General features: G+C 38.4%; 13 protein-coding genes. 3 read left to right on the top strand and 10 right to left on the bottom strand.

Annotated elements, in window-relative coordinates:
• Positions 1-63: 63 nt before the first annotated feature.
• The 7 genes from M595_RS04950 to M595_RS04920 all read right to left on the bottom strand — a co-directional run bounded on the left by M595_RS04950 (position 64) and on the right by M595_RS04920 (position 7,710).
• Positions 64-357, bottom strand: a complete 294-nt coding sequence (locus M595_RS04950) for a hypothetical protein (RefSeq protein ID WP_040483601.1) — start codon at positions 355-357, stop codon at positions 64-66.
• Between the two features lie 43 nt (positions 358-400).
• The gene (locus M595_RS31525) at positions 401-664 is read right to left on the bottom strand and encodes a hypothetical protein (RefSeq protein ID WP_023064942.1); all 264 of its coding nucleotides are present in this window, start codon (positions 662-664) and stop codon (positions 401-403) included.
• Positions 665-935: 271 nt separating this feature from the next.
• The gene (locus tag M595_RS04940; RefSeq protein WP_023064949.1) at positions 936-2,036 is read right to left on the bottom strand and encodes a hybrid sensor histidine kinase/response regulator; all 1,101 of its coding nucleotides are present in this window, start codon (positions 2,034-2,036) and stop codon (positions 936-938) included.
• A gap of 97 nt (positions 2,037-2,133) precedes the next feature.
• The gene (locus tag M595_RS04935; RefSeq protein ID WP_023064940.1) at positions 2,134-3,252 is read right to left on the bottom strand and encodes a hybrid sensor histidine kinase/response regulator; all 1,119 of its coding nucleotides are present in this window, start codon (positions 3,250-3,252) and stop codon (positions 2,134-2,136) included.
• Between the two features lie 108 nt (positions 3,253-3,360).
• On the bottom strand, positions 3,361-5,031 hold the full coding sequence (locus M595_RS04930) for a two-component system response regulator (RefSeq protein ID WP_023064903.1): 1,671 nt from the start codon (positions 5,029-5,031) through the stop codon (positions 3,361-3,363).
• Positions 5,032-5,068: 37 nt separating this feature from the next.
• On the bottom strand, positions 5,069-6,796 hold the full coding sequence (locus tag M595_RS04925; RefSeq protein WP_023064957.1) for a two-component system response regulator: 1,728 nt from the start codon (positions 6,794-6,796) through the stop codon (positions 5,069-5,071).
• 77 nt (positions 6,797-6,873) lie between these two features.
• Positions 6,874-7,710 (bottom strand): sensor histidine kinase, encoded by an 837-nt coding sequence (locus M595_RS04920; RefSeq protein WP_023064981.1) that lies wholly within the window; start codon positions 7,708-7,710, stop codon positions 6,874-6,876.
• A gap of 379 nt (positions 7,711-8,089) precedes the next feature.
• Here M595_RS04920 and M595_RS04915 point away from each other — a divergent pair, with 379 nt between their 5' ends.
• Both M595_RS04915 and M595_RS04910 read left to right on the top strand, forming a co-directional pair.
• Complete coding sequence (locus M595_RS04915; protein ID WP_040483600.1) at positions 8,090-13,924, top strand: PAS domain S-box protein; 5,835 nt, start codon at positions 8,090-8,092, stop codon at positions 13,922-13,924.
• A 190-nt stretch (positions 13,925-14,114) separates the two neighbouring features.
• Complete coding sequence (locus tag M595_RS04910) at positions 14,115-14,375, top strand: hypothetical protein (RefSeq protein WP_023064913.1); 261 nt, start codon at positions 14,115-14,117, stop codon at positions 14,373-14,375.
• A gap of 48 nt (positions 14,376-14,423) precedes the next feature.
• On the opposite strand, the gene map is transcribed toward M595_RS04910, so the two are convergent.
• The 3 genes from map to M595_RS04895 all read right to left on the bottom strand — a co-directional run bounded on the left by map (position 14,424) and on the right by M595_RS04895 (position 17,725).
• On the bottom strand, positions 14,424-15,188 hold the full coding sequence (gene map / locus M595_RS04905; protein ID WP_023064991.1) for a type I methionyl aminopeptidase: 765 nt from the start codon (positions 15,186-15,188) through the stop codon (positions 14,424-14,426).
• Positions 15,189-15,283: 95 nt separating this feature from the next.
• Complete coding sequence (locus tag M595_RS04900) at positions 15,284-15,667, bottom strand: DUF423 domain-containing protein (RefSeq protein WP_023064937.1); 384 nt, start codon at positions 15,665-15,667, stop codon at positions 15,284-15,286.
• Positions 15,668-15,739: 72 nt separating this feature from the next.
• A complete protein-coding gene (locus M595_RS04895; RefSeq protein WP_023064941.1) occupies positions 15,740-17,725 on the bottom strand; it encodes an alpha-amylase family glycosyl hydrolase in 1,986 nt (661 codons plus the stop codon).
• Between the two features lie 534 nt (positions 17,726-18,259).
• On the opposite strand from M595_RS04895, the gene M595_RS04890 reads away from it, so the two are divergent.
• Positions 18,260-19,525, top strand: a complete 1,266-nt coding sequence (locus M595_RS04890) for a family 10 glycosylhydrolase (RefSeq protein WP_023064895.1) — start codon at positions 18,260-18,262, stop codon at positions 19,523-19,525.
• The last annotated feature ends 76 nt before the right edge of the window (positions 19,526-19,601 follow it).

Genomic DNA, 19,601 nt, shown 5'->3' with positions numbered 1-19,601 from the left:
AACTTCGGATTTAACTGGTGATGGGTGACGCTATGCCAACCCATCCGACAGAATAACTTCAGATTAATCGTTCGCTAAAACTGTTTTTCGCCGTCGCATTTTCCACCACATCGATATTCCAGTAATGGCTAAAAACAACAAACCTGCTGCATTAAGAAAGGGATAGCTTTTTTGAAAATCAATGTAGCCAAAATCACCTTTATGCCAACGAATCATCCAGCGAAATTGATCTTCAAAACCTCCTAATTCAGCAATTTGAAAACCAACACCTGTGATCACGGTTAACAAAATCGGTAAGATCATAATAGGGGCTAAAGAACGATGGAATTTTCTCAATAGAGTTGCATTGATAGCCATAATTTTGATCTCTTAAACAGACTTTTTTGACAGGAGAAAGTTGTTAATCTTCATCTTCTTCATCTTCTTCATCTTCTTCATCGTCTTCATCGTCTTCATCGTCTTCATCGTCTTCTTCACCTTCTTCTCCGCCTTCACCACCTTCACCGCCTTCTTCATCAGGAATTGGGGTGACTTCTTCGGTGGTTTCTCCGTCTTCGCCACCTTCGCCACCTTCGCCACCCACTTCACAGCCCGCTAATGGACTCATCAAACCGAGTAACAATGCTAAACTGACAGCTTTTTTAGTGATTTTTTTGTCTGTCATCGTAACCTCCTGATTAAATATGGTCAAGCAAAGGATCACCAATATTTAGAGTTTCTTTCTCAAAGGCGATCGCAGATTTACAAAATCTAGCACAAAATTTAGCACATTATCCTCAAAAATCTAGTTTTTGAAGATAAGTTCACAGAAAGTTCACAATCAACTTTAATTGAAATCAATTTTAAAAACAATATAAATAAATTGTTTTCTTTCTAAGACTCAAAGATAAAATCAGGTGAATGAATTCATCTCGAACCATTCCCACTTAACAGCTTCAAAGGTTTGCAGCGATCGCCAGTTCAACTCGTACAGTTGTTTCTTTATTGGGTATGCTTTCAATGATGAGTTTCCCGTCGTGTAACTCGACTAAACGCTTAACAATACTCAAACCCATTCCAGAGCCTTGTTGTTCATAAAGCTTGCGTTCAAACTGTAAATAAGCACCTACTTTTTGTATTTCTTCGGGTGTCATTTCTCGTCCTTTGTCGCTGACTAAAAGAACAAATTTGTTATCTTTGACTTCAGTTTTAACCGAAACAGGTGTACCGGGTTCAGAGAATTTAAAAGCATTATTCACCAATTCTTCAACTAATTTAGCGAGTCGGGTAGCTGCTATTTTTACAGGGGAGTCTTGCAGTTTTAGTTGTAAATCTGTTTCTCGATTAAACAGTCTGGCTTGTTCTTTAGCTGCATCAGAAATGAGCGTATCAACAGAACTCACTGAACTCTTTTGTAAAGCTTGAATTCTTTGGTTATTCGCGGAAATTAGTTCTAAGTCAGCATAGAGTAAAAAGTTGATAATCAGACGATTGAGGCGTTGGCTAGAAGTGCGAATATCTTCCAACATTTTTCGCATCTCATCAACATCGAGATCTTCTAACTCTAACAATAATAATTCGGTATTTCCCAAAATTCCATTCAAAGGTGTTCGCAGTTCGTGGGGTAAAGAATGGGTAATACTGCGCCGCAATTCATCGAGTTTGAGTTGAGATTGCTTCTCAAAGATTTCCTGCTTTTTTAGGCGAGTTTTGACTGCCTCTAATAATTCTTCTGCGGTGCAAGGTTTGGTTAAATAGTCATCTGCTCCTAACCCCATTCCTTGGCGTATATCAGTATGTTCTGCTTTAGCCGTGAGGAAAATAAAAGGAATTGTTGCAGTGGTTGGGTTGGAACGTAAGGCACTCAAAACCCCATATCCATCGAGATCAGGCATCATCACATCACATAAGATTAAATCCGGTAAATGTTCGCTGGCTTGTTGAAATCCAATGCGGCCATTTTCTGCACTGAAGACTTCAAAATCTTCAATTTCTAACAGTTCAATAATGTTATCTCGAATGGCAAACTCATCTTCAATGACTAAAATTTTACTCATAACGTTTAAGATTTTTTGAGAAGAAAGATACAGGGTAAAATCAAAACTTGTAGACAACGAATGAATAAGTTTCTACGAGTTCTAGTCTATCAACACTTTAACTCAGATTTTCCGAAGATTCAAGCACCGGAATCGTTACAGTAAAGGTTGTCCCCTTTCCGACTTCACTCTCAACGCTAATTTCACCTCTATGTAAGTCTACCGCTTGTTTAACAATGGACAAACCCAGTCCCGTTCCTTTGATATCACCCACATTAGCCGCCCGTTCAAAGCTTTGAAAGAGTTTTGCTTTGTATTCGGGGGGAAGTCCAATCCCTTCATCTCCAACTCGAAAGATAACTTTTTGGGACTCTTGAATTAGATCAAAGTGAATGGTGCCACCCTCGGGAGAATATTTAATCGCATTAGAAAGTAAGTTTCCTAATATATGATTGAGAAGCTTTTCATCTAACATTATATCTTGATCAGAATTACAGTTACAGTTAAATTCTAGCTGATGTTTTTCTGTGAGTAACACTTGAAAATTGTCGATTAAATCCGAGCCATACTGTTTCAAATTTAAAGGTGCAGGTTGTAAAACCATTTTACCTGACTCTGTGAGACTCAACATCAGCACATCTTCGAGTAACTGATTCATATTTTTGATCGCAGATTTAATGCGTTGAAAGTGTTTTATTTTTTTCTCGCTTGTCAGTTTTTGATCATAATTTTCTAAGAGGTCAGACGACATCTGAATTGCTGACAAAGGGGTTCGTAAGTCGTGAGAAGCTATTGATAGGAGTCGAGATTTTTCTTCTTTGCTTAACTGCACATTGGCTAGATTTTTTTGCATCTCGAGTTGGGTTTGATGTTTTCGCAATGCTAGCTTGATAGTCGCATGAAGTTCTCGATCTTTGTAGGGTTTTAATATATAGCCATAAGACCCTGTTTGTTCGGCTCTTTCTAGGGTACTATCATCCGCATAAGCAGTGACATAGATCACCGGAATATTGAAGCATTCATTAATTTTTTCTGCGGTCTCAATTCCATCCATTTCGCCTTTGATGACAATATCCATTAAGACTAAATCGGGTTGAGTTTCTCTAACTTGCTCTAAGGCTTTGTCACCGAAAGACACAATACCAACCACTGTATATCCTAGCTTTTGTAATTTTCGAGCTAATCCTTTAGCAATTAATAGTTCATCTTCAACAATTAAAACTTTAATTTCGCTCATAGTTAATCATTGCGCTCGGCTTAATAAAATGTTGATAGATGTATATATTGTATAAGATCTTCGATTAAAAATAGATTATATGTACATAATAATTAATTATAAAATAGATCATTTTCTCAATAAACTCTGAAGCTCTGAAGCTGATACTAATGAGACTTGTTGTGCCTGATCACATTTTTGCTTTTTCAACAAGATTAGTTGTTCGTCGGTTTCGACTCCATCTGCTATGACTTTCAGCTTTAAACGTTTAGCAATAGAAGCAATCAGATCAATTACAGTTGATTTGGGTGAGAGGGTTTGTAGCAACCTAGAATCAAGTTTGATGCTATCAATAGAGAGTTCTCCTAGATAACTAATCGTCGTATGTTCTAAATTAAACTGACTGATGATTATTTTAATTTTCATTTGTTTGATATTGATCAATTGAGCGGCGATCGCATTCAAATTTTTAGCACGGGCAATCAGATCAGCATCAATCTCTAACTCTAAACTAGATGGATTGTTCCCAAATTCTTGACAAAGATTAATGAGTTTTTGAATCATATTTTGATCCGTGAATAATGATTCTGGAAACGGCACTGCCACGTCTAAAGAGAGTCGGGAATTTTGCCAGATTTGAGCTTGTTTAACTGCGGTTTTAAGCATCCATTCACTCAGGGTTAGTGTTAAACCGGATTCAGCCATTAAATCTGAAATTTGAGCTTGAGAAATCACTCCCAATTGGGGATGATACCAATAAATAGCAGTTCCCACCCCGACTATTTTTCGTCTACGAAGATCAATTCTCGGTTGATAATAAACTTTTAATTGCTGATGTTCCCAAGCTTGACGGAAATCTGATATTAATTGAAATTGTTGAGATCGATCAAAACCAAACAGGGGACGACTATAAATTTGAGAGCGGTTTCTACCCAGTTTTTTGGCTTCTCCCATCGCAATACCCGCCTGTCGCCGTAATTCTTCTAAGGTGGAAGCATAAGGATAAAAAGCAACTCCAATTGTTGTGGTAACAGGAATCCGTTTTCCATTAATATTAAAAGGTTCACTAACTAAATTGAGTAAAGATTGAGTCAGATCTTCAACTTCAGAAGTCTGAGCGACTGGGGGTAAAATTATCCCAAATTCATCCCCATTTAAACGAGCAATTATAGTGCCTTCGATGGATTGAATAAACTGATTTAATCGTTGGGCTAACTGTTGAAGAATTAAATCTCCATTGGGATAACCAATCGCTTCATTAACCCGTTTAAATCGATCTAATCCGAGTAATAAAAACGGAACTAGATTTTTCTGTTTGTCTCGTTTGGCGATCGCTTGTTGTAAATAACCTTCGGTTTCTAAAGCCTGGAGGTTAAGTAAACCTGTGAGTTGATCATAACGTTCTAATTGTTTAATTTGTTCTTGTTGTTGAGCGGTTCGTTGCAGTCTGGCGACAATTGCTTCTAACAATTCTTTACTGCTACAAGGTTTCGTGAGATAATCATCTGCACCCAAATTCATCCCCTGTCGTAAATCGCTTCGTTCGCCTTTAGCCGTGAGGAAAATAAAGGGAATATTAGCCGTTTCTGGCTGTTTTCTTAATTCTGTTAAGACTTCATAGCCATCAAGTTTTGGCATCATTACATCACATAAAATCAAGTCAGGAATGCTCTTTTTTGCCTGTTGTAATCCTTGAATTCCGTTAATCGCTGTCTCAACTTCAAATTCTTCAATCTCTAAAAGTTCGGCAATATTTTCTCGAATTGAATCTTCATCTTCTATAATTAAAACTTTAGTCATTTTGTTAGCTTCCTTGAAAGTTTAAGCATGATTTTGATTATAGAGTTAAGCTTTTATTGCTTTCTACTAAAGCTTGAAACTCCTGAGCAGGTATAGGACGACTAAATAAATAACCTTGAATAATATCACACTGATATTGTTGCAATACATTAAGTTCGGCAGTTGTTTCTACTCCTTCTGCAACCACTTTTAAATTAAGCTGATGAGCCATTTTGATCACCGCTTCAACGATAATTTTATTTTTGGGATTTTGATCAATATTTTGGATAAAACACCGATCCAATTTCAACACATCAAAGGGAAATTGTTGTAAGTAGCTGAGAGAAGAATATCCGGTTCCAAAGTCATCAATTGCAATTTGCAATCCTAGCCCTTTAAGTTGATTGAGTTTTTGAATGGAACTGTCTTCATGCTCGACTAAAAAACTTTCAGTTAATTCTAACTCCAAACAACAAGAGGGTAAACCTTCAGCTAATAAAATTTCTAAAACTCTTTGGCGAATATCGGGAAGATAGAACTGACGCCCAGATAAATTTACAGCAATTTGGAGCATTTCTAAGCCAAGTTTATGCCAGGTTTTGGTTTGTCTACAAGCCGTTCTCAGCACCCATTCTCCTATCGGTTCAATTAAGCCTATTTCCTCAGCTAAGGGAATAAAAACCGCCGGAGAAACAAATCCTCGTTTGCTATGTATCCACCGAATCAAAGCTTCTGCACCGATGATTTTACCTGTTTTCAGATTTACTTTAGGCTGATAATAGAGCTGAAATTCATTTTGTTCTAATGCTCGTCTCAGGTCATTTTCTAAAGCAATTTGATCATCATCTTTGGTTGTCCATATTTCCTGATAACACTCATAGCGATTTCCGCCCTGTTTATAGGCATAATCGACTGCAATTTGACTACAATGGAGGAGATCATCAATTTCATCTCCATCCCGAGAATAAAAAGCAATACCAAGACTAAAGGTGATCAAAATTTCTTGGTCGTAGATAAAATAGGGTAAAGACAAGTTTTTTAAGATATTTTTAGCAATTTTAAAAACAGTATTTTCCTCCTCCTGGACTTCTAAGATAAGAATAAATTTTTCTTCATCTAAGTGAGAAATTTTTGCCTTTGAACAGAACTGATTTTTCATTCGTTCTCCGACCGCCTTGAGAAGACAATTTGTAGAATCAGATCCCCAGGCTTGATTGATTCGTCTGAATCGATCTATATTGACTGAAATAACTGGAATTAATTGGGTTTTTTCTGAAGTAATTTTGGCTTTAACTTCCTCAAATTGTTCTCTGAGTGCTAAACGATTAGGTAAATTTGTGATCGGATCAATGTAGATGAGTTTCTTAAATTCTTCTTGAACTTTCTGGACTTGATTTTGATAATATTGTTTAACTCTAGAATTTTTTTCAAGCCGCACCGTAATGGCTTTTAAAAGTTCAGTAGAGGTACAGGGCTTGCTAATATAATCATCAGCACCAAGTTCCATCCCTTTGCGGATATTAGTTCGATCTGATAAAGCCGTCATAAATATAAAGGGAATTGTGGCTGTTGACGGATGACAACGCAATTGTTCTAAAACCTCATATCCATCTAGGATAGGCATCATTACATCACATAAAATCAAATCCGGTTCGTGAGTTTGAGCCAGATGAATACCGATTTCTCCATGTTCAGCTTCCCAAACCTCAAAGTCTTCTACTTCGAGTAACTCTTTAATATTAGCTCTAATCATTTCTTCGTCTTCTATGATTAAAATTTTAGTCATTGTTCTTGAGATTGACAACATTAGAGAATTTTAAGCTAAATAATATAGAACTGTTTGATCAATTTGATTTCTGATTCCTAACTCTGTTGATCAGCATTTAAGGGGAGAATCACTATAATTTTAGTTCCTTGATTTTCTTCACTCTCAATGGTGATTTTACCGTCATGTAAGTCTACTATTTGTTTAACTAAAGATAATCCCAAACCCGTTCCTGAGATGTTACCAATATTTGTCCCTCGATAATAATTAGTAAATAAGCGATCAAGATTGCTTTTCGGAATTCCAATACCTTGATCTTGAATTTTGAAGAGTGCTTGCTGATTTTCACAGATTAGCTCAAATTTGATCTCACCCCCCTCTGGAGCATATTTAATCGCATTAGACAGTAAGTGATTGATTAATTGTTTGAGTAACATTTCATCGAATTTTCCGTCATAACTTGTACCCTGAACACTAAAAATGATTTCATGCTGATTGGTTTTTTGCTGCATTTTTTCGACTAGAACACGACAAATTTTTTCGAGATTGACAGAAGTGAAATTGATCTCTAGACTACCTGAATCTAGTTTTCCAATAATTAAAGTATCTTCTAACAAACTGGTCATTTGCTCAATTCCTTGTTTGATCCGCTGAAAATGGGTTTGCTTTTTCTCCTCAGAAATTTTGTTGCTGTAGTTTTCGAGAAGTCCGGCGGAAAATGAAATCGTTGTTAGTGGAGTTCTAAACTCGTGAGAAACTGTTGTAATAAAGCGTGATTTTAGATTGTTTAACTCCTTTTCGAGTTGTTTCATTTGTTGATCATGTTGTTGGATCATCTGTTTTTTGTCAGTTTCAAGTTGATTGATTTTTTCTTGTAACTCCTCAATAGAGGTGGGATGATTATGATCTTGATTGTCATCTTGTGGATCTAGCATGGTCAAGTTATCATCATTGATTCGATTTTGAGTTTTTTCAAAAATGATTATTTTAGAGATTGAATAAAATTAACTACAATCTCACTTGATAGATTGCTCTCTATGAAAGTCTAAATTTTGCTTCAATCTAACGCTCAGGATAAAGATTAAAAATGGGTTCTCTAGAGAGAGAGAACAGCTAATCGACTTTTTCCTCAATAGCTCTCGACTGAGCCGCCTCAAACTTTTTTTCTATTCTAGTTCAAGTTTCACTCATTAAATTTATAATTTGTTACCTCCCCGAGTTGATCGGTAGCTTGAATGTTGGCTCAAGTTAAGATTAAACTAGATCAGATAATATACCTTTAAGTTTAACTTATCAACACGATACAGAATAACAATGCTCATACAGCCCGACCCTGTACCGATCTGTTCCCAAAATTGGGATAATTTGGCAGAAATTCTAGACTGTCATCCCCTCGTGGTTGCGCCAGAAACTCCGGTTTTAGAGGCTTTGGCGAGTATGAATCATCGTGAAGATCCTTACTCACCTCAACCCTCGAGTTCTCAGAATACTTCTGTCCAGCCAGCAGAAAACCATAGCTATGCTTTGGTTATGGAAAATAATCGCTTAGTTGGTATTTTAACAGAGCGAGACATCGTGCGGCTAACTGCTTTTGGAAAAAACCTTTCTCAAGCTTCTGTGGGTGAAGTGATGAGTCCACAGGTTCAGGTTTTACATGAGGCTGAATACCCGGGATTTTTCACAGCTTTGTCACAATTGAGATCGCATATAATTCGTCATCTTCCCGTTGTCAATGATCAAGCTCAACTATTAGGAGTGATCACCCAAGCAAGCCTCAACAAAGCCCTTAAACCAGCCAATTTCTTGAAATTGCGTTTTGTGGGTGAGGTGATGAATTCTCAAGTCATTGATGCCCCTCCAACGGCTTCAGTATTAGAGATTGTCCAGTTGATGGTTCAACACCAAGTGAGTTGTATTGTGATCACTGAGACTCAAACTTGTGCTGAGGATCACAAAGTCATAAAAATTCCAGTTGGGATGATCACCGAGCGAGATATTGTTCAGTTTCAGATTTTAGGTTTAAATTGCGATCGCCTCCGAGCAAAAGAGGTGATGAGTACGCCGCTTTTTAGTGTGAAAACAAGTGATAGTCTGTTGAGCGCTCATCAACAAATGCAACAACAGAACATTCGTCAGTTAGTCGTAACAGGAGTTCAGGGCGAACTTCTGGGTTTATTGACGACTAGCTGCTTACTTTCAGTCTTCAATCCGATTGAATTGTATAGTGTTGTTGAAGTATTACAGGAAAAAGTCAGTCAACTCGAACTCGAAAAGCAAGAATTTCTCAAACAGCAACAAATCGAAACCCAACTGAGAATTCGCACCCAACAACAAGAAGCGATCGCCCAACTGAGTCAACAAGCCATTTGTCAAACTCAACTCGATCCTTTACTCACCGAAGCCGTTACTCTAGTCGCTCAAACCCTAAACATTCAATACAGCGAAATTTTTGAACTCCTCCCTCACGAAGCGACATTGTTACTCAGAAACGGAGTGGGTTGGTTTCCTGATGTAATCAAACAAGCAACGATCTCCGCCAGTTCCCAAACGATCGCGGGCTACACCCTCAGCCAAGGTAAACCCGTGATCGTTGAAGATTTACGAGTAGAAACCCGCTTTCGAGGCGCTCTTCTGCTTCACAATGCAGGGATTATCAGTGGGGCGACAGTAATTATTGCAGGAAAAGAACGCCCCTTTGGAGTTTTAGGCGTTCACTCCCCCCAAGCGCGAAGTTTCTCCCCCGACGACATCAACTTTTTACAAGCGATCGCCAATATTATCGCCTCTACTATCGAACGATTAGACACAGAAAAAGAATTCAATCAATTTTTTAATCTGTCTGTTGATTTATTTTGTATAGCCGGAGCAGATGGCTATTTTAAGCGCATCAATCCTCAATTTACAAATTTATTGGGCTACAGTGAAGCGGAACTATTATCTCAACCCTTATCTAACTTCGTTCACCCCGAAGATCGAGATCAAACCCAATCCGAGTTAGAAATTTTAACCCAAGGAATTCCCTCTCGGAATTTTAAAAATCGTTACCGATGTAAAGACGGTTCCTATCGTTGGTTATCGTGGACTTCAACACCGCTTGAAGAAGGCATCGTCTATGCTGTCGCCCGTGATATTACCGATCGCAAAGAGTTTGAACAACAGCTACAAACCAGCCAAAAACGCTACGCCACCCTCGCCGAAGTCTCTCCTGTGGGGATATTTCATACCAACAATCAAGGGGAATGTCTCTATGTGAACCAACGGTGGTGCGAGATCGCCGGGTTGAGTTCCTCTGAAGCGCTGGGGAGCGGTTGGAGTCGGGCCATTCATCCCAAAGATCGAGAACGGGTTTTTCACCAATGCTATGAAGCGGCTCAACACAAGAAACAATTTCAGTGTGAATATCGGTTTCAGCGTCCTGATCATACAACAGCCTGGGTTTATGCTCAAGCCACAGCAGAACGCAATCCCACCGGAATGATTGTCGGTTATGTGGGGACAATTACCGATATTAGTGAACGCAAACAAGCCGAACTCGCCCTCCAACGTCTCAATCAACAGTTAGAAGAAAGGATACAACGACGCACCGCTCAATTACAAAAAACTAATCAGCAACTCTTAAAAGAAGTTCGAGAACACCGACAAACTGAAGCAGAACTTCAACAAAGTCAGCACTTTATCCAAAGTGTTGCTGATGCGACACCAAATATTATTTATATTTACGATATTATCGAGCAACGGAATATTTATGTTAACCGAGAAATCGAGATTATCTTGGGTTATACTCGCCAACAAATTCAAGCCATGGGCGATCAACTATTTTTGAATATTATTCATCCCGAAGATTTAGCCAAATTTCCCGATCATCACCTCAAATTTGACACCGCTAAGGATAATGAGATTATTGAAATTGAGTATCGAGTGCGGGATGTTCAGGGAAATTGGCATTGGTTACTCAGTCGAGATACCATCTTTGCTCGTACCCCAGAGGGAAAACCCAAACAAACCCTCGGTGCTGCATCGGATATTACCAATCGCAAACAAACAGAAGAACGATTACGGTTGAGTGAAAAAGCGATCGCCGCCAGTAGCAATGGAATTGTTTTAGCCGATGCTCGTTTAGAAGATTACCCGATTATTTTTGTTAATCCCGCTTTTGAAAAAATCACCGGATATTCAGCCTCAGAAATTGTCGGGAGAAATGCCCGTTTTCTGCAAGGATCGGATAACAATCAACCGGAACTTGAGCGATTACGGGAGGCTCTCAAAAATCAAGAAAGCTGTACGGTTATACTTCGTAATTATCGCCAAGATGGGAGTTTATTTTGGAATGAATTAAACCTCTCGCCAATTTACGATGAACGGGGAAATATTACCCATTATTTGAGCATTCAAAACGATGTTACCAAGTCAAAAATCGCTGAAGAAGAACTGCGAAAACAGCTAGAGCGAGAACAACTCATCAAAACCGTAACTCAACGGATTCGAGAATCTTTAGAACTCAATGAAATTCTTAATACAACCGTTACCGAAGTTAAGCAGGTTTTAGAAGCCGATCGAGCCTTGATTTATCGGATCTATTCAGATGGAACTGGAGAGGCGATTGCAGAAGCGGTTAATCCTGATTTGACTGCTATCCTCGATCAAACCTTCCCCGAAGAAACATTCCCCGCAGAAATATATGACGATTATATTCAGGGTAAAGTTGGCATTATTTCTGATATGGAACAGGATGAAGTTTTACCTTGTTTGGTAGAATTTGTACAGCAATTTCAAGTCAAAGCTAAAGTTGCAGTGGGGATTATTCAAGAAAATAAACTCTGGGGATTGTTGATTGTTCATCACTGTTCGAGTCAGAGACAATGGCTCTCCAAAGATATTGATTTACTCAAACAACTCGCTAGTCAGTTGGCAATTGCTATCAAACAATCTCAACTCTACAAACAGCTACAAACCGAATTACAAGAACGTCAACAAGCAGAACAAGCTTTATTATTAAGTCAGGAACGATTACAATATTTGCTGTCTTCGAGTCCGGGTATTCTCTACAGTCTTGAAGCCAAAGGAGATTACCGCACAACCTTTGTCAGTGAGAATGCTTTAACTGTTTTGGGTTATGAATTTTCAGAAATTCTCCAACCGGGATTCTGGTTTGAGCATCTTCATCCTGATGATGTCTCCCGCATTTCAACTATCGGATTAGCTCCTTTATTTGAGCAAGGATATTACAGTCACGAATACCGTTTTCTAAAGGGTGACGGGACGTATCGTTGGATTTATGATCAAATGAAATTAGTCCGAGATGCTGCGGGTCAGCCCTTAGAAATTATTGGGTATTGGATTGATATTAGCGATCGCAAACAAGCAGAAAAACAACTAATTAAGCTTTCTGAACGCTTGCAACTGGCGATTAAAGCTGGAAATATTGGAATTTGGGAATTAGATCTTGTCAATAATGTTTTAACTTGGGATGAGCGGATGTATGAACTTTATGGAATTAAACCCTCAGAGTTCGGGAATGTTTATGAAGGTTGGCAACAGAGAGTGCATTCTGAGGATCGAGATCGAGCAGATTTTGCAATTCAACAAGCATTACGAGGGCAAAAGGACTATGATATTGAATTTCGAGTTAGGCATCCTGATGGTTCGACTTACTACCTCAAAGCCGATGCTATTATTCAACGCAATCAAGCAGGTGAAGCTGTACGGATGACGGGGATTAACTATGACATCAGCGATCGTAAACAAGCCGAACAACAGCTAAAAGCGACAAACGAACAATTACAAGCGGTTCTCAATGCCGTTCCGGGGTTTGTTTCTTGGGTTAGTTCCGATCTTCATTATTTGGGAGTAAACCGCCAACTCGCAAGAGCGATGAAGTTATCTCCGGAAGATTTTATCGGTCAAAAAATTGGATTTTTAGATTCTTATTCGTCTACGTTTAGCCAATTCTTTATTCAGTTTTTCAAAGATCGGAATAGTCATAATCGTCAACGAGTTTTAGAAGTCCAAGTTAAGAATGAAAGCCGATTTTATTTACTTGTTGCTCAGAAATACAATCAAGATCGAGCAGCAATTTTAGTCGGAATTGACATTACTGAACAAAAACAAATAGAAGAACAACTGCAAGCAACCACTTCTCACCTCAGCACCCTGATTGAAAATTTACAGTTGGGAGTTTTGGTAGAAGATGAAAATCAGCAAATTGTTTTAGCGAATCAAACCTTCTGTGATTTGTTAAAAATAAAAGAGAATCCTAAAACTCTGATCAGACATAATTTTTCTAACTTGACTGAGGACTCTCAACATTTGTTTTCCGATCAATCCCAATTTATCCAACGATATCAAGAGATTATTCATCAAGGAGAAATTGTCATCAATGAAGAACTAAAAGCCTCAGATCAAGGAACATTTGAACGAGATTATGTTCCGATAAAAATTGATCAACAATCTCAAGGACATCTATGGATTTATCGCGATATTAGCGATCGTAAGCAAGCAGAATTACAATTAAAGAACTCTCTAAGAGAAAAAGAAGTTTTACTCAAAGAAATTCATCATCGGGTGAAAAACAATTTATTTGTTGTCGCCAATTTGTTAGAGTTTCAATCCGATTATTTTGAGGAGCCTAAATTTATTCAAGCTTTAGAAGATAGCAAAAACCGAGTCTTTTCAATGGCGTTAATCCATGAAAAACTCTATCAATCAACAAATTTATCCCGAATTAACTTTGGAGAGTATCTAGAACAATTAATCGATCATTTGCTAGAATCTTATAGTGATATTGATGAACGAGTAGAGTTTAAAGCAGAAGTTGATCCCATTTTCTTAAATATTGAAACCGCTCATCCCTGCGGGTTAATTGTTAATGAGTTAGTCTCTAATGTTTTTAAACACGCTTTTCCCAATGGAATGACGGGTGAGGTTTGGCTAAAACTCCATCAAAGTTCTGAAGGTTTAGTCACACTGACTATTAAAGATAATGGTATTGGTTTTCCCGCCGATCTCGATTTTCAGAATGTTGAGTCTTTGGGAATGGAATTGATTTGTACTTTAACCACTCAGCTTGAAGGACATATTGAACTCATTCGAGGAGAAGGAACCACTTTTAAGGTGACATTTTCAGAACTACAATATCAACAACGCTATTAATAGAGATGGGTGTCAGGTGTCCGGTATCCGGTGTCAGTCAGGTACATTCCAAAAACCAACTTTCTGTTAGAAACCGGGTTTTTAATCCCCACAATTGCAATATCGACAACGGTATTAATTTATCTATTCTCTTCGGAAAATATCAGTCAGAAATTGTAGATTAATCTTGAAGTCCATTAAAAACAGTTCGATGACACCTAAAAATAATTCTCAACAACGCCCATTCAAGACCATTATCATTCATTTTCTCATCGGAGCATTCATTGGTTTGTTTCCCCTGTTGCTTCCGTTTTCCTACGGGGGACTCTCGGGAAACTTAGCCGCGTGGAGTCCGACTCAAATTAGTCTTTCTATCATTTTACCCTTAACGGTTGGGCTATTCTCCGCAATTTTTGGAGAACGTTGTTTAAACTTACTGGCGAAAATGTTAGACGAATTACCGATAATATAAATAATAATTGTAGTGTGGGCATTGCCCACCCTACTCTGAAAAAACAGTCTAATCTGGTAGGGTCAAGATATCTACACCAGAATCAGTGACAGCAATAGTATGTTCAAACTGAGCAGAGAGTTGACCATCTATTGTAATCGCAGTCCAGCCATCTTCGAGAACTTTTGCTTCCCAAGTCCCTTCATTAATCATCGGTTCAATGGTAAAAACCATTCCCTGACGCAGTTTTTTTCCTTTCCCGGCTTTTCCATAATGGGGAACTTGGGGCGCTGTATGAAAGGTGGTATTCACCCCATGACCCACAAAATCTCGAACTACAGAAAATCCATGAGATTCTGCATATTCCTGAATAGCAGCACCAATATCGCCAATTCTAGCCCCGGGTTTAACCGCTTGAATTCCCCGCATCATCGATTCATAGGTGACTTCTACTAATTTTTTTGCCACAGGAGAAGGCGTACCCACAAAAAATGTTTTAGAAGTATCGCCGTGATAGCCATCTACAATCGGAGTCACGTCAATATTGATAATATCTCCGTCTTGGAGAATTTGTTTAGCATTAGGAATACCGTGACAAATGACATGATTGATACTCGTACAAATAGATTTAGGGAAGCCATGATATCCTAAAGGAGCGCTGTGAGCGCCGTGAGCTTTTGTCCAACGTTCGGCTTCATCATTAATTTCGAGGGTACTAACTCCCGGTTTAACCATCGGTTCTAGATGATCTAACAGTTGAGCCGCTAAACGTCCCGCTTGACGCATTTTTTCAATTTCACGACTCGATAACAGAACCATTGTTTCGCTTTCCATTTGCGCTTAATTAATGTATTATTAGTCTGGTTATATTTCCAGCGTACTCCTTTACGGTATCATAACGCACTCAATCGATAAATTTCGAGTTCTCCTCATAGCTTAAAAGCCGCGATCGCTAAACATCCCCATCCCCCGATCAATGCAACACCCCCAAGCGGCGTAATTGCACCTAACCATTTAATCCCCGTTAGGCTTAAAGCATACAAACTTCCTGAAAAAATCGCGACTCCGATAATAAATGCAGTTCCAGCAATATTCAATAACGGTTGAGGAGATTGAGGGGATTGAGAAGTTCTCAGTAGGACTGCGATTAAGAATAAGGCGAGCGCATGATACATTTGATAGCGAGCGCCTGTCTCGAAGATTTCTATAGCCCGTTCGCTGATTTTCCCACTCAAAGCATGAGCGCCAAAAGCACCCGCCATAACAGATAAACCACCTAGAATTGCTGCAATTGTTAAAAAGATTCGTTCCATTAATTTAGCCTTTTTTAGACAGGTATTGACTTAAGCTTTGACCATGGGGATGTTCACAGAAATATTATAACGTTAACTCAAAGTCCAAATCCGTCCGTAGTTACTGGGGATAAGTAAATCATGTTCCTCCTCTTTAGAAATGTTTTTTAAGTTCAAATCCGGCACATCTTCTCCGTGAAGTTCTTCTGTGAAATTGCCGCTATAAGTTGAGGGAAGCTGAAAGTCAGATTCATCAGGAAAACGAAACTTAATCGTTTGATCCTCATCAGAAAAGTTAAGCGCAATTAAACTGACTTTTTCCTGAAGTTTTCGATAGACAATTAACACCCCGTTAGACTGATAACGACCATAATGATTTTGAAAGTAATAACTGTCATCATTGAAAGACCGAAATTGAGGCTGTTGACGGCGTAATTGAATCAATTTACGAACTAAATAAATCATTTTCTGACCAATTTTATCATAGAAATAATCCCAACGCACAGGCCGAAAAAGCATGACTCGAATCGCCCCTTCTGGTGGAATATAATAGTTTTCTGCAAATTCTTGACCTTGCCAAATTAAAGGAATTCCTTTAGCCGTTAATACACCAATCAGATAAGGCTGTACCTTATACCAGTTTTCTTCGCGATCGCCTTCTTGTAAAAATTCTTCATTTCGACAAGGTTTACAGCCCCAATTACAAACAAATCGAGGATGATCGTGGGTTTCAATATATTGTAATGCGGTTTTAATTTGAGTATCCCCGTTCTGATTAACTTGATTGGGATAGCCATACAAACTATAGCTTAAGGCGAGATTGTCTAAGAAATAATATTTTTTGTAACTCACTTGTTTGGACGTGTACAAGGTTCGATTTTGCCAAGTACAATTACTATAGGTTTCGTGTAAAACACCTTTGGGATCTTGTAGTTGTTCAGCACATTGAATCAAATTTAGAGTCTCATAATCATTATTGTTAAAAAATCGCTGCCAGTCTTTCCAATTTTCCTGTTTGTGTTGAACAATATTAGCTTTGCTTTTTACCTCTTGATAGGTATTGTAGGTTAAATTTGCATAGCCTTTTCCGACTGGCCCATCCCAATACCCCGGAACAAAGTCATAGCGAAAACCATCAATATGATATTCTTCTAGTAAATAACAGTTGACTGTATAAAAGAAGTCTTGAATAAACGGATGGTCAAAGTTTGTACATTCATCATCTTTGCCAAAGCCATCCATATCGCCAAATTTACCCATCAAAGGATTGGGCTGTTCCAGATTTCGATAGAGATAACTATAGGCAAAATGTTCTTCTGTATGGGCATAAACCACATCTAAAATGACTGCAATTCCTTTCTGATGAGCATAATCAATTAACTTTTTAAGATGTTTGGTTTTTCCAAACCGTTCATCAATTCCAAAATAACCAATGGGTTTATATCCCCAGTCAATTGTATTGACAACATTAGAAATCGGCATGATATTAATACAATTCACTCCGAGATCCGCCAGATAATCCAATCGATTAATCGTTTCTTTGAGATCTCGACCAAACTCACTAATCATCATCTCATAGATGATTAAATCATTTAAAGCAGGTGTTTTCCATTCCTTTTGTTCGTGTTTACTCCATTGATAATCTTCATTTTCAACCGTAAATGCAGAGAGTTTACCAATCCCAAATTCTCGTGCAAATGGGTCAATAATCCAATCAATTTCCAATTGTTGTTGATCGGCATTGATTGTTGAATATTTCAGAAAATAACGATATAAATATTTTCCTTTTTTTCCCCAACTTGACTTCGGGTGTTGGGGTTCATATTTTTTGATCTCTACTTTTTGTGACCAATAACTACAATTTTCTGTATTGTTTTGATAATCAAACTGACTTAGTTGCAATTCAATTTTATGAGGGGGAATACATTGTAAAAACTGGTCATGCTCATGGATGATTTTAACAAAAACTTGATTGTTTTCTGTGGCTAAGATTTCAGGCAAAAACAATCCAAACTCAATGATATAAGGATCTTTAGGGCTGACTCTTGCTCCCAGTTTATCTAAAGGCAAACGTTCCATTGTATTAATAAAGAATAGGATGATTTTGAGCGAAAATTCAGAAAGTTATCGATCTCGATCACAATCAGAACAATAAAGGAATGGAATTTTAATCGATGCAATCAAAGATCAAAACCCCTTCTAGATCTTGACTGTCCTGATTGAGTTTAGATAAACTCTGGCATCTCCGAAACAAGCCGAAGTCCAGTTGTCCAAGATTTGACGATGAACTTCAATAGAAATTATACAGGAATTGATAGGGTAAAAGTCAAAAAATTTAGAGCAAAGCTGCGTTAAATCTAAATTTGGGCGAATTCTGTAATCAATGCGATCGTCAAAGGTCTATCCCTCAATTCTCCTATCGCAAAAGAGGGGTTTAAGTGAATCTAATCTTAAAATTCAAACAAATTTATAGTTAGTTTTTGAGTTAAAATACACCTTCTCAGGTAAACTATCTTAATATTCTCTTGAGCAAGTTCAAAGACTTGCTGGCACTTGTCAATCATCAAGCTCCCTCCTTGATGCACTTAGGAACCTCACTCACCATTGAACTCCATGAAATTGTGTTTAACCTCTAAAAGTTGGTCATCCATTCGCGTTAAACAGGCGATACGTTCGCTCAAATCTCTGTTGTTGGCTGTGTTCGCCTGCTGGATCACCATTTCCTGGGCGAGTCATCCGAGTCAAGCCGTCGTCGATCCCCAACCCTTCCAAGAAATTCGCGGCGTTTGGATGACCAGCAACGACAGTGATATTTTGCGAGATCGTCCAAAAGCACAAGAAGCGATCAGTCAACTGGGGCGGTTGAACTTCAATACAATTTATCCTGTCGTCTGGAATTCCGGTTATGCGCTGTATCCGAGTGCTGTCGCCCAAGAAGCGGGGATTCAACCCTTTATTCATCGGGGTTTACAAGGACAAGATATTTTAGGGGAACTCACCACCATTGCTCATCAACAAAACTTATTAGTAATTCCCTGGTTTGAGTTTGGGTTCATGGCGCCTCCGACATCAGAATTGGCGTTAAACCATCCCAACTGGTTAACTCAAAAGCGGGATGGAAGTCAAACTTGGATTAGTGCTGCGGGTGAAGTCGTTTGGCTGAATCCCTTTCATCCCCAAGTTCAAAAATTAATCACCGACTTAGTTTTAGAAGTTATTACTCAATACAATGTTGATGGAATTCAGTTTGATGATCACCTCAGTTTACCGAATGAATTTGGCTACGATCCTTATACAATTTCCCTCTATCGACAAGAAATGAATGCCAATCCGCCTGCAAACCCGGAGAATCCCACTTGGATGCGTTGGCGGGCGAATAAAATTACAGCATTTGTAAAACGACTCAATAAAGCGATCAAAGCAAAACAGGCGAATGCGATTTTTTCCGTTTCTCCGAATCCGTATCATTTAGCCTACAATACTTATCTACAAGATTGGGTGAATTGGGTAAAAGAAGATTTAGTCGATGAGTTAATTGTGCAGGTTTATCGTCCTGATATTAATAGTTTTCTCTCGGAAATTGTTCGACCGGAAATTAAAGAAGTTCACAAAAAAATTCCGACTGGCGTTGGTATTTTAACGGGTTTACGAAATCGACCGATTGCGATGGAACATATTCAAGCCAAGGTGCAAGCGGCGCGTCAACAGGGTTTAGGAATGTCTTTCTTCTTCTTTGAAAGTCTTTGGGATTATGCACCGGAGTCTATTCAAGAGCGAAAATCTAACTTTCAAGCCTTGTTTAATCAACCTGCAACTCGTTTACTGGGTACTGCGGCTTCATCCGTACCCACAGAAACCTCACCCCCTTCTACAAACTAATCAGCAATTTCGGTCGAGATGTTCTCGACAAGATCTTTACATCACTCTAAAGTTCTTCCCTATCCTTAATAAAAAT

The sequence above is a fragment of the Lyngbya aestuarii BL J genome, assembly GCF_000478195.2.
GTDB classification, from domain to species: Bacteria; Cyanobacteriota; Cyanobacteriia; order Cyanobacteriales; family Microcoleaceae; genus Capilliphycus; species Capilliphycus aestuarii.
This window is presented reverse-complemented; position numbering and strand designations above follow the sequence as displayed.

What these genes read in the sequence shown, in the direction of transcription:
- M595_RS04900 (WP_023064937.1), bottom strand. Translation starts at nt 15,667, where the DNA reads ATGGAACGAATCTTTTTAACAATTGCAGCAATTCTAGGTGGTTTATCT.
- M595_RS04895 (WP_023064941.1), bottom strand. Translation starts at nt 17,725, where the DNA reads ATGGAACGTTTGCCTTTAGATAAACTGGGAGCAAGAGTCAGCCCTAAA.
- M595_RS04920 (WP_023064981.1), bottom strand. Translation starts at nt 7,710, where the DNA reads ATGCTAGATCCACAAGATGACAATCAAGATCATAATCATCCCACCTCT.
- M595_RS04935 (WP_023064940.1), bottom strand. Translation starts at nt 3,252, where the DNA reads ATGAGCGAAATTAAAGTTTTAATTGTTGAAGATGAACTATTAATTGCT.
- map (WP_023064991.1), bottom strand. Translation starts at nt 15,188, where the DNA reads ATGGAAAGCGAAACAATGGTTCTGTTATCGAGTCGTGAAATTGAAAAA.
- M595_RS04890 (WP_023064895.1), top strand. Translation starts at nt 18,260, where the DNA reads ATGAAATTGTGTTTAACCTCTAAAAGTTGGTCATCCATTCGCGTTAAA.
- M595_RS04915 (WP_040483600.1), top strand. Translation starts at nt 8,090, where the DNA reads ATGCTCATACAGCCCGACCCTGTACCGATCTGTTCCCAAAATTGGGAT.
- M595_RS31525 (WP_023064942.1), bottom strand. Translation starts at nt 664, where the DNA reads ATGACAGACAAAAAAATCACTAAAAAAGCTGTCAGTTTAGCATTGTTA.
- M595_RS04930 (WP_023064903.1), bottom strand. Translation starts at nt 5,031, where the DNA reads ATGACTAAAGTTTTAATTATAGAAGATGAAGATTCAATTCGAGAAAAT.
- M595_RS04950 (WP_040483601.1), bottom strand. Translation starts at nt 357, where the DNA reads ATGGCTATCAATGCAACTCTATTGAGAAAATTCCATCGTTCTTTAGCC.
- M595_RS04910 (WP_023064913.1), top strand. Translation starts at nt 14,115, where the DNA reads ATGACACCTAAAAATAATTCTCAACAACGCCCATTCAAGACCATTATC.
- M595_RS04925 (WP_023064957.1), bottom strand. Translation starts at nt 6,796, where the DNA reads ATGACTAAAATTTTAATCATAGAAGACGAAGAAATGATTAGAGCTAAT.
- M595_RS04940 (WP_023064949.1), bottom strand. Translation starts at nt 2,036, where the DNA reads ATGAGTAAAATTTTAGTCATTGAAGATGAGTTTGCCATTCGAGATAAC.